At 55.8% G+C, this 11107-nt stretch carries 11 protein-coding genes; all 11 read right to left on the minus strand.

The genetic code is table 11. The features are described from left to right. Window positions 1-214: 214 nt before the first annotated feature. A complete protein-coding gene (locus VAE55_RS14575) occupies window positions 215-394 on the minus strand; it encodes a hypothetical protein (RefSeq protein WP_322816476.1) in 180 nt (59 codons plus the stop codon). A 359-nt stretch (window positions 395-753) separates the two neighbouring features. After that, window positions 754-1002: an acyl carrier protein gene (locus tag VAE55_RS14580; RefSeq protein WP_322816477.1), complete on the minus strand. Its 249-nt coding sequence runs from the start codon at window positions 1000-1002 to the stop codon at window positions 754-756. Between the two features lie 30 nt (window positions 1003-1032). Then, window positions 1033-1488: a transcription antitermination factor NusB gene (gene nusB / locus VAE55_RS14585; RefSeq protein WP_322816478.1), complete on the minus strand. Its 456-nt coding sequence runs from the start codon at window positions 1486-1488 to the stop codon at window positions 1033-1035. Window positions 1489-1506: 18 nt separating this feature from the next. Further along, complete coding sequence (gene accC / locus VAE55_RS14590; protein ID WP_322816479.1) at window positions 1507-2874, minus strand: acetyl-CoA carboxylase biotin carboxylase subunit; 1368 nt, start codon at window positions 2872-2874, stop codon at window positions 1507-1509. Continuing rightward, window positions 2874-3626, minus strand: coding sequence for a 3-oxoacyl-[acyl-carrier-protein] reductase (gene fabG, locus VAE55_RS14595; RefSeq protein ID WP_322816480.1), 753 nt, complete (start codon window positions 3624-3626; stop codon window positions 2874-2876). Before fabG ends, accC begins: the two co-directional genes overlap by 1 nt. A gap of 5 nt (window positions 3627-3631) precedes the next feature. Next, complete coding sequence (locus VAE55_RS14600; protein ID WP_322816481.1) at window positions 3632-4531, minus strand: restriction endonuclease; 900 nt, start codon at window positions 4529-4531, stop codon at window positions 3632-3634. Beyond that, window positions 4528-5034, minus strand: coding sequence for a transcriptional regulator NrdR (gene nrdR / locus VAE55_RS14605; protein ID WP_322816482.1), 507 nt, complete (start codon window positions 5032-5034; stop codon window positions 4528-4530). Before nrdR ends, VAE55_RS14600 begins: the two co-directional genes overlap by 4 nt. 49 nt (window positions 5035-5083) lie before the next feature. Next, complete coding sequence (locus VAE55_RS14610) at window positions 5084-6589, minus strand: Ppx/GppA phosphatase family protein (RefSeq protein ID WP_322816483.1); 1506 nt, start codon at window positions 6587-6589, stop codon at window positions 5084-5086. Window positions 6590-6775: 186 nt separating this feature from the next. Further along, on the minus strand, window positions 6776-7696 hold the full coding sequence (locus VAE55_RS14615) for a prenyltransferase (RefSeq protein ID WP_322816484.1): 921 nt from the start codon (window positions 7694-7696) through the stop codon (window positions 6776-6778). Then, window positions 7696-8598 (minus strand): homogentisate phytyltransferase, encoded by a 903-nt coding sequence (locus VAE55_RS14620; RefSeq protein ID WP_322816485.1) that lies wholly within the window; start codon window positions 8596-8598, stop codon window positions 7696-7698. The genes VAE55_RS14615 and VAE55_RS14620 overlap by 1 nt, the downstream gene beginning before the upstream one ends. Window positions 8599-10353: 1755 nt before the next feature. Continuing rightward, window positions 10354-10791, minus strand: a complete 438-nt coding sequence (locus VAE55_RS14625) for a CBS domain-containing protein (protein ID WP_322816486.1) — start codon at window positions 10789-10791, stop codon at window positions 10354-10356. Window positions 10792-11107: the final 316 nt, after the last annotated feature.

The raw sequence follows: 11107 nt of genomic DNA on the forward strand, positions 1-11107 counted from the left end.
CCGCACGCCAAACTGCGCGACACGCGCATGACGAGCGGGTAATGCAATCCATCCAGCACGTGCTGGCACGGCTGGAGCGGCGCATTGTCACCGGGCCAGTCGTCCACAACAGTACCTATTTGTGGATAATGCATAGCGCGGTGGGAGAGGAGCGGGGGCTGGGGGTGAGGTGAGGTCTCCCCATGTCAGCAATGCTTGCCGCGACGTTCCATGCTCAGCGGGGTGCCACCACCAGTGCAGGTAGCCGGGCGGCACCTGCGGCGATGATCAGACAGGCACAGCCGCTCCTGAAGAAGGCACTCCCCAGTCCAAAAGGAGTAACCACCATACGGCGAGCACGTGCATAGCTGGCGCACGAGGGAATGGTACCGGCACCGCGTGCGCGGAGGCGCACGCTCCCAGCGCCTGGCTCCTCCCTCCAGCACTGGTGCCGGCACCGTGCGCACCGGAGACGCACGCTCTCAGCTCCCAGATGGAGAGCACGCAGCCCCCACTCCCCACTCCCCACTCCCCAATGCGAGTGGAGCGGGGGTAGCGGGTAGAGGTGAGGAGCATAGGAGATCACCCCCACCCCGCCCCCCCTCGCTGGGGGCGGGAGTCGACTTTGCCGCATCAGGCAGTCTCGGCAAAGGCTTCTGCGCTCCCCTCTCCTGGCAGCGCTGCGCGGGAGAGGGGTTGCGGATGATGGCCTATCAAAAACGAACGTAGCACAGGCCAAAAGCCTGTGCTACGGTGACAGGTACGGTGATACCGCTACTCGTTGCTCTGGTGGGTTTCGAGATAATTCAGCGCGTCAGCGACGGTCTGAATCTTCTCGGCCTCTTCATCCGAAATCTCAACGCCGAACTCTTCTTCAATTGACATAATCAATTCAACCAGATCGAGTGAGTCTGCGTTCAGATCTTTGGTGAACGATGCCGAAGGTACAACCAGCTCTGGCTCAACACCGAGCTGATCGACAATAATCTTACGCAGGCGCTCTTCCATCTCAGGCGAAGCCATACGAGTTACATTCCTTCCTTTCAAAGACGGCTATTCCTCAACAGTATCATCGCGGTCGGCCAGGTAGCGCGTTACCACCGTACCGAGCACGCCATTGACAAACCGGCTCGAATTGTCGCTGCCGAACTGTTTCGCCAGTTCAACCGCCTCGTTGATCACAGCTTTTATCGGTGTGCGCTCGGCATCATCAATCAGTAGCTCGAAGAGGGCAATCCGTAGCACCGCCTTATCAACTCCCGGCATCTGAGCTACCGGCCAGTTTGGTGCTGCCTCCTCGATGATCCGATCCAGATACGAGCGATGCTCCCATGCGCCAAACACCAGTCGCCGGAGAAACTCAGCACTCTCCTGCGACATTGGTTCATCAGTGAGCCGGCGCTCGAGCACTTGATCAATTGCATGATCGGTTTCATCAACTTCAAAGAGGATCTGCAATGCTGCGATCCGTACCCGATGCCGCTGACTTGCCAACCTTGCCCTCCCCATACGCATCCCGTCACCGTTTTATACCGGATTGAGTGTCTCTTTCCATTGGCGCAGTAATTCAGCCACGTAACCGGTGTGAATGCGACCTGCCCGGAACTCCGGATCGTCGATCAGCGCCAACTGGAACGGGATGGTTGTTTTAATACCAGTAATCACGCACTCGTTGAGCGCTCGCCGCATCCGGTTGAGCGCTTCGTCGCGTGTGTCGCCAAAGGTAATAATTTTCGCCAGCAATGAGTCGTAGGTTCCGGGTGGTGTGTACCCGGAATAGAGGTGAGAGTCGACTCGAACTCCAGGGCCGCCGGGCGGCAAATAGAACTCAACTTCACCACTTGCCGGTAAAAAGTCACGCTCCGGGTCTTCGGCATTGATCCGGCACTCGATTGCGTGCCGCGCTATTTTAATGTCTTCCTGGCGCAGCGTCAAGCGCTCGCCGCTGGCGATGAGTAACTGCCAGCGTACGAGGTCGATTCCGGTCACCTGTTCGGTAACGGGATGTTCAACCTGAATGCGGGTGTTCATTTCGATGAAGTAGTAGTTGCCGTCCTGATCGAGCAGGAATTCGAGCGTGCCGGCATTCACATAGCCAATCGACTTGATCCCACGCACAGCATCGGACCCCATCCGCTCGCGCAATTCGGGGGTGACTGCCGGTGATGGCGCCTCTTCAACGATTTTCTGGTGACGACGTTGCGCCGAGCAGTCGCGTTCGCCGAGGTGGATGGCATGACCATACTGGTCGGCCAGAACCTGGATTTCGACGTGGCGCACGCGGGTGAGGTATTTTTCCAGTAGAAGCGCACCATTCCCGAACGCTGCCTCGGCTTCGGCGCGCGCAGTGGGGAAGGTGCGCTGGAGATCGGCTTCGTCGTAAGCGACACGCATGCCGCGACCACCACCACCGCCAGAGGGCTTGAGCAGTACCGGATACCCGATCTGACGGGCGACATCGATGGCCTCTTCGAGCGAGCGAACTTCGCCATCAGAGCCGGGTACGGTTGGGACGCCGGCTTTGCGCATTGTCTCGCGCCCAATCGCCTTATCACCCATCAACCGGATCGGTTCAGGCGGCGGACCGATGAAGGTCAGTTTGCAGTCGGCGCACATTTCGGCAAAGTAGGGGTTTTCTGAGAGAAAGCCGTAGCCGGGATGGATCGCATCACATCCCGATACGAGGGCAGCGCTGATGAGCGCTGGAGCGTTGAGGTACGACTTTGCTGCCTGTGGTGGGCCGATACATACCGCTTCATCGGCCAGACGAACGGCCAGTGAGTCGCGGTCGGCAGTGCTGTAGGCGGCTACCGTGCGAATGCCCAACTCCTGACAGGCTCGAATGATACGTACAGCAATTTCACCGCGGTTGGCTACTAATACTTTGCGAATCATCAGGACATCACCATTCCACCGTCGATAGTCAGCGTTTGACCACTGATATATGCGCCGGCATCAGAGGCCAGGAAACAGACAAGTCCCGCAACTTCAGCCGGCTGGCCAAACCGACCGAGCGGGATAGTTGCCAGAATTGCCTTGCGCGCCTCTTCATTGAGCGCCTCGGTCATCTCGGTTTCGATGAAGCCCGGCGCAATGGCATTCACGGTAATCCCCCGACTCGCCATTTCGCGGGCTGTCGATTTGGTGAAGCCGAGAATACCGGCTTTTGCCGCAGCGTAATTGGCCTGACCAACGTTACCGGTCAAGCCAACCACCGATGTAATGTTAATGATCCGACCAAACCGCTGTTTGGTCATTGGGCGGAGAACGGCGCGGGTGCAGAGAAAGACCCCGCGCAGATTGGTGGCGATCACCTCATCGAAGTCGCTCTCCTTCATGCGGAGAAGTAACGTGTCGCGGGTGATGCCGGCATTGTTGACCAGGATGTCGATCCGACCAAACCGTTCAAGGGTGGTCTTGACCATCTGCTCTACATCTGCCGGTTGACTGACATCGCCCTGCACGACGATGGCGGTGCCGCCGGCAGCAGTGATGGCGGCCACCGTCGCTTCGGCAGCCGCTGCGTTCCCGCGATAATTGACGACTACGGCGGCACCGCTGCCGGCTAACCGCTCGGCAGTCGCCCGGCCAATCCCACGACTGCCACCGGTGACAATTGCGACTCGCCCACTCAAATCAAGCAGCATGTGTGCTACCCCTCTGCCATCGCAAACAACGTCTTCCCATCGATGATCAGCACATTGCGCCGGCCACTCGCCGCCTTGATCGTATCAGGCGTAAATTCGGTTGACGTAATCACTAATCCTTTCGGAATACCGGCCCGTTTCATATCCTGCAACAGGCTTTCGAGTGTGCCTGGACGCACCTTGTCGGCGACCGATAAGCGCAGCAGGTAGGTTACTCCCTCGTAGGTCAGTTCGAGATCGAGATGCTTATCTTTGTCGATGAAGCGATAGTCTTTGAACTCGAAGCCCTTTTTGCGGAAGAGGTTCAGCACATACGAGCCGAATTGGGGCAGCGAGAGACCCTGCAGGTCTTCGAGGGTGCGCACCACCCCGGGACGTTCGAGACGACCGCCGCGCTCGGCAATCTCTCTCTGCAACTGCCGGTTGCGCTCTTCGGCACGGCCTGACATCACCGTTCCGAAAGCGGGAAACGGGATTAATGCGAAAGCCGAAAAGATAAAATAGATGGAAATGAGGTCAAGTAAGGTTGCCGGTGCGGGTGGTTGGTCAGGATCGAGCTGAATAACCGGCATCGGCGCAATCCCGGCTTCACCAACCAGGCCGTAGCCGGTCATAATCGCCAGGCCGAAGAGGAAGGTGAGCAGGCCGAGGGCCAGGCCGTTGGCAAGGTACTCACCGCGCACCTTGCGCCCCAGATAGATGCCGGCCATCACCGGTACAACACCGGCCAGAATTTGCAAGATGTTGTTGGCCAGGAAGAGCGAACACCAGGCAATAGCGGTCAGAAGACTGACCAACAAGACTTGCGTCCATTCGATGGATCGTATCGAATGAACAATGCGCTGGAATAATGATGGTTTGGTTACCTGTTCAGACACCGGCTGAGGTGTCGTTTCAACGCTCATACCCATGAGTCCTCTGCTGGTTTAGGCGAGAGGTGACCATTGCGGACACCTTCTCGATCAAGGAGTTCATCAACAGCTTCGCGCAACTTGCCAATGTCGGTAAACGCACGGTAGACTGAAGCGAAGCGAATATAGGCTACTTCATCGAGATCGCGCAAGCGCTGCATCACCGCGTCACCAATGGCCTGCGAACTGATTTCGTGTTCGTCGGTGTTCATGATAGCGGTTTCGACATCATTGACCAGTTGTTCGATGGCCGCCGCCGAGACCGGGCGACGGTAGCAGGCGGTACGTACGCCACGTGCGATCTTCTCGCGGTCATACGGTTCGCGGGTGCCATCTTTTTTGACAACCATCAGGCTAACCGACTCGATACGTTCGTAGGTGGTGAAGCGGCGACCGCAGGCACGGCAGCGCCGACGGCGACGGATCACCTCGCCTTCGTACAGTTTGCGCGTATCGACAACATCGGTCTCGACAAAATGGCAAAACGGGCACCGCATGCGTGTAGCCTATCCCTCACTTCTTGCTATGTGGCATTATAGCACAGGCTCATGTTGCTCTGATCTGCACCTCGCGGCCAAAGCTGCGTTTTAACAGACCGCTGCGGCGTGAGGCTTCCCAAATCTCGACGTGAGCATCACCGTCGGCAATGACATCAATCACGATCTCGTCGCCGATCTGGACGCGCACGTCACGCACGATCTGGCTCTTGCTCCGTTCCAGGTATTCGGCAAGGCGGAGCATTGCGCTTAGGCGGGCGATGCGTGTTTCGTCGTCGGTGGCGAGAATGGGGGAGTAGGCGGTCAGATCGCCCCATCCTTTGCGATGGTTGCGTACCAGGCTGGCGATGATCACAATTTCACGATGGCTGAAGCCGAGCAGGGTCGCATTGTGAATGAGATACTCGCCGTGTTTGTGATGGTCGTAGTAGCCGACGCTAATGCCAATGTCGTGCAGGATCGCAGCGTAGCCGAGTAGTTCGCGTTCCCAGGCGCCATAGCCGTGCAGTGGTGCCAACTGGTCGAACAGCGACAGGCTGAGGTGAGCGACGCGAGCACAGTGTTCCGGTTCGTAGTGGGTCAGCCGGGCCAGATTAAGTACACTGAACTGTCGTGGTTCGCTCAGCAGGGGCTGCGGTTGATCAGCCAGAAAGTGCTGGTAGAAGATGCCTTCGCGCACGCCTTGACCGCTGACCAGCAGGTACGGGAAGTTGCCGCGATCCATCAGGGCAGCGATAATCACGGCGCCGGCCAGCGTTACATCGGCCCGTTCCTCTTTCATACCGGGAATTTGCAATCGTTCGCGACGGGAACGGCGGGCGAGTTCTTCGGTAATGCGCTCTACCGCCTCGCGGGTGAGCTGATAGCCGTGGACACGTTCAAGCGGATAGGCCCGTTGTTTCTGATCGATACGGGCCAACTGGCGTACCGTACCACCAATCCCACCCAGACGACCATTACTCAGATCAGGCAACCAGTCGAGGGGGGCAAAGGCATCACGCGCAGCCGCACGCAGCCGCCGTAGGTCGGTGCGACTAATGGGATCGCTCTGTACGAACTGCTCGGTGAAGCGCACCACCCCGGCCTGCACCGAAAAACTCCGCGTCAGTTTCCGCTCAGCCACCGCCATCACCTGGGTCGAACCACCACCGGTATCAAAAAGTGCGCCATGCTGGATTGGCAAGGCATTGATCGCACCCAGGTAGCCAAAATACGCCTCATCTTCGGCAGAGATAATGCGCAGATCGAGCGGGGTCGCAGCGCGCAATGCTGCCCAGAAATCAGCTTGGTTCGCGGCCTCGCGGATAGCACTGGTGCCGACCGCAATCACCTCATTGACGCCGGTTGAGACGCAGAGTGAATAGAACATGCGCAGGGCTTCAACGGCGCGCCGTATTGGCGCCGGTTGCAGCATGCGGGATGGGCCAATACCCTCGGCCAGACGGACAGTTTCGCTCACTTCATCGGTCAGGCGAAAACAGCGTCCCGGTTCATACGCCATCACAATCAGACGAGTGGTATTGGAACCGAGATCGATCACACCGAGTTTTTGCATAGGATTGATCCTGTGAGTGTTGTCATATTTAAGGATAAGTATACACGAAACTGTTGGTGGTAGAGGATGTGGGGAGTGTCACTAGGCGGAATATGCGTCCTGGAGATGCCCTGCATACCCTCATCGTCGGCCCTCGTCTACACAGGAAAAGAGTGGTTTATCGACCCAACTATAGCGTTGCGTGTGTCATCCACTCCCTACTTCGAGCCAGGCCAGCAGCATCATACCGGCACTGCCAACCAGCTGACCAATACTCCAGAAGCCGAGACTGCTCCAGGCGGTGGGATCAGCCCAGGCGTTGCGGCGAAGACGTGCGATTAGCCATAGTCCGATTGGCGCAGTGGCGAGTGGTGCCGCGGCCACGAGTGGTGGCAGGCCGGCGAAGAATAGCAATGGCAGGCTGATCAGCGCGGCGCTGATGGCGTAGCTTTGCCATTGCGCTGCCCGTTGGGGGCCGAAGATCACGGCCAGCGTGCGTTTGCCGACCGCCCGATCACCGGTGACATCGGGCAGACTGACGGCAATCAGCATCGCGAACTGAAGCAGGCAGAGCGGGATGATGGTTAAGAGGATGGACGGGCGAAGCGTACCGGTTTGTAAACTGAAACCGACCAGGGCGGTTCCGCCCGGCACCAGCAACGCCCCAACCACTTCGCCCCAGCCGCGCCGATGCAGGTAGAGTGGCGGGCCGCTGTAGACCCAGGCCAGCGCAATCGAAAGGGCGAATAGTGTGCCGGACAGCAGCGGTTGGGGTGCAGAGAGGGTGCTGAGCGTAGCCAGCAACAGGGCGATACACCCCCAGCTAATAGCTGCGATCAGCGCGGCCTGCGCCGGCAGATGACCCTCTGGCAAGACCCGGCTCCCGCCCGACCAGTGGGTTGGGGTAGGATTGGCCCGGTCGGCCTCGTGGTCGAAGTAATCGTTGCTGTAGTGGTTCATCAACTGTGCGCTCAGGGTGGCTGCCAGGCCGAGGAGCGCTAGACCTGGATTGGTGATGGGAACACCGGCAGCAGTGACACCCACCCCGTAGAAGATAGCGCCGCCGATGAGGTGCAGAGGGCGGCCAAGTCGAATAAGGGCCAGAATTGCGTAAAACTGTGACCTCATTACAGGGTATACGTCAGACGGTAAATGCTAAGCAGGGCAAATTCGGTATAAAAAATCCCCCACAGAAACATATAAAAACTGACAATCGATTGCTGTTGTTGCAGATCAACGCGCATACTGACCAGCCAGAAAACAATGATAACGACTGCATGGCTGAGGGCTAGAAACGCGGCGGCAAAGGTCGGTAGCGACCAGAGACCAACGGCAATCGGAAGCAGATAACAGGCGGTGAGCAACATCCTGCCCAGGTGCAGCACCCGCTGCGGGCCGAGGCGCGTGGTTAGGGTCTCGATCTGATGCAACCGATCACCGCGATCATCGGGCAAGTCTTTGTAGAGCGCAATCACCATAGCGAAACCGAAAAAGAAGGTTGCTATCAGGATCAGAGTCGTGATCGGCAATTCGCTATCTAACCAGTACTGATAGTGAAAGGCCAGGCCGAGATTGGCAATGACCCCGCGAGCACCGGCAATACTGAAAGCCGCAGCGAGGGGGTGACGCTTCAAGCGCAGCGGGGGGAGCGAATAGAGAGAACCGATCAGCGCGATGACACTCACCGTCCACCAGAGCGGTGGGCCGAGCATAGCCGCGCCGGTTAGGGCAACAAACAGGGCAATGCTAACAATACGTTGCGCAGCATCCAATGAAAGCTGACCGGCAGCAACCGGTAGCCATGGCTTATTGATCCGATCAATCGCCACATCGGTCAGTTGATTCACGCCGACTACGTAGAGATTGAGCGCCAGACAGACAACGAGTGTCACCCCGACCAGTCCCACCAGTTCGAGCGTTGGTGGGTGCCAGCCGATCACAATGATCAGCATGGTCAAAACCTGGACGCTGGTAGCAATGACGGTGTGGGGACGGGCAAATTCGATGAGCAGGCGTAGCTGTTTGCGCATGCAAGAACCATAGTATACGTTCAGTTGCAAACTGAACAAATAGTTTTTGAGATAAAAACTTGAAATCTGAATATTCTTCTCTTCTATGATACGCTGAAGCAGGAATGTCGTCAATAGCGAGCGGAAGGGGCCTATCATTTGTCCAGGGTATCCGTGCCTGATGCACTGCGCAGCGATCGTCTTCGGCATTATAGCACGTGCTCAGTGTCGTGTGTCGTCTGCTGCTACGTTGCTACATCCGCGAGCCAACGGTTAGCTTGATTGGGTAGTGGTACAATTTACAAAAGTCGACAACGTATTTGTGCCAATAGTGACTGCATTTTTTCAGCGCAGGTCAGAATATAGAGACTGACAGGTGGCATTGCAAAGGCAATCAGCGAATTTCTTTTCCGGCAGTTCTACTCTCGTCTTGACAATAGTTTGTACTGAAGTATAATTACACTAGAGCATAAAATCAACTTGTGTGGTCGGCAGCAAATAAAATTAGCAATTCATCCAAGATAATAGCCAAAAGTCAAAACGATCACAAGCCAGAAAGACTTTTTGATTGTAACGAAATAAATTGTTAGATGAGAAATATAACAGTGGAGTACTCTTCAGTGAATAATTTATCTAATCGCCGCAAGCGTTTTGCTGATTATAAGACTGACACCTACAATTGGATTACTCTTTCTGCTAATGAGTATTATCCTGATATCTTGCCCTACGCTTGTGAACTTTACAAGCCTGTATTAGTTCTGTTTGGTCAACTTATCAAGAGTTCAGAGTCGTCGGAGCGACTTCTCCAGCAGGTTAGTGAGATCAGGCAAACTTGGATGCGAGTTCAACTTCTGAGAGTCTTTCGTAGATATGTGAGTCCATCAACACCCGTAGAGATGACGAAAAGGAAAACAAGCATACCAGAGATCATTGAAACATTTGGGCACCAGTTTAGACCAATCCAGGAAGTACAGGAAGCCTACAATTCCCGACCATTGCCAGATGAAGCATTATGTGCAATTCTATGGGAGTATAGGGATCGTGGTAGGAAGGGCTATGATCTCACGGAGCGCTTCTTTGAAATGGGTTCAAGATATTATGGTTAGATTTCAAGGATGCCCATAATCAAAATATTAAGATTACCGGCTATCCCACAGAGAAGAATCCTGATTTACTGGCCTTGTTGTACCGTTTTGCTCATGGTACTGAACCTATGGGTGATTTTGTTGGTACTCGTAATCTGAAGCGAAAAACCAAACAACAAAGTCTACATTTGTTTCGGATAACGAACTTCGCTCTTTATGCAGCAGAACCTTATATGGGAGAAATAGATCAAATTGTTACCGAATGGGAACAATGGATCAAGTAGATTCAATATGTACTATTGATGTCTGTACATTTTGAGTGCAGATGGGATACAGAAGTGGGCTGGTGTGTAATTATTGATCTGCCTGAATACCCAAAGTAACGTGAATTGTTCCTGCGCTTCGTTAAACGATTGTTCTGTTCCTGCTAACTGAGAGGTCTGGTATCAGATATGCCTGCAAACACGCGCCGGATCGTGAGCACGGCTGGTGCGGCAGCATGACTGCCGCACTTCAAACGCCGCAACACGCGCATGACAGGCGGGTAAAGTACCTAATCCGACGAGTAATAGCACTATTTTAGACAGTGAAAATACTTCCTTCTGCCGACTGTCTTGTCAATAACAGAAGTTGTCTCCTCTATCCCCATCCACACCCTGGTGAACTCGTATCTAAATACACTACCCCACCACTACCCACTCTCCTCAGCGGCCCAGGTGCTGGCGACCAGCCGGAAGATGTCCGATTCGGTGATAATCCCAATCATCCGTCCATTGTCCATCACCGGTAGACCACTGACGCGGGCGCGGATCATCATGGCTGCCGCTTCGCCAATCGATGCGTCGGCGGCGACGGTGATGGGGTTGGGGGTCATGTATTCGGCAACCGTCTGTCCGGCCAGGCTGAAGCGGGCCAGGCGGCGTTCTTCCTCGCTGCGCGGGTGGCTCATGGCCTGCTCGATGTCGCTACGGGTAATGATGCCAACCAGCGTCCCATCTTTATCCACGACCGGCATTCGGCGGATTCCGCGGGCACGCATCCGCTCGTAGGCGGCTAAGACAGAGAAATCTGGCATGACGGTGACGGGATTTTCAGTCATCCACTCGGCTACACGCTCGGTCTTTGGCATATGATGCTCCTTCGGAGTGACTCCGTTCGTCTTCTCATCTATAAGTATAGCTGTCCGGGTATCGCCACACAGAAAAGAAATGCTCACTTCGGGCGTAGCTCTGACGACGGGCAGAGGGGATGGGCTGAAAACGCTACACTCCCTCGAAAGAGTGAGCCAGAATCGCTCGTTGCAGGGTAGCATGATCTGGTCGTCGTCACTATGCTGAAGACGTGCCGGCAAGCGGAATCACGAATGGAGTAACGTTATGGATCGCAAGCCCATCAGGAAATGGATCGGTTGGGGGACGGGGGTACTCTTTGCATTAACAGGGCTA

Source organism: Chloroflexus sp., assembly GCF_034432675.1.
GTDB lineage: Bacteria > Chloroflexota > Chloroflexia > Chloroflexales > Chloroflexaceae > Chloroflexus.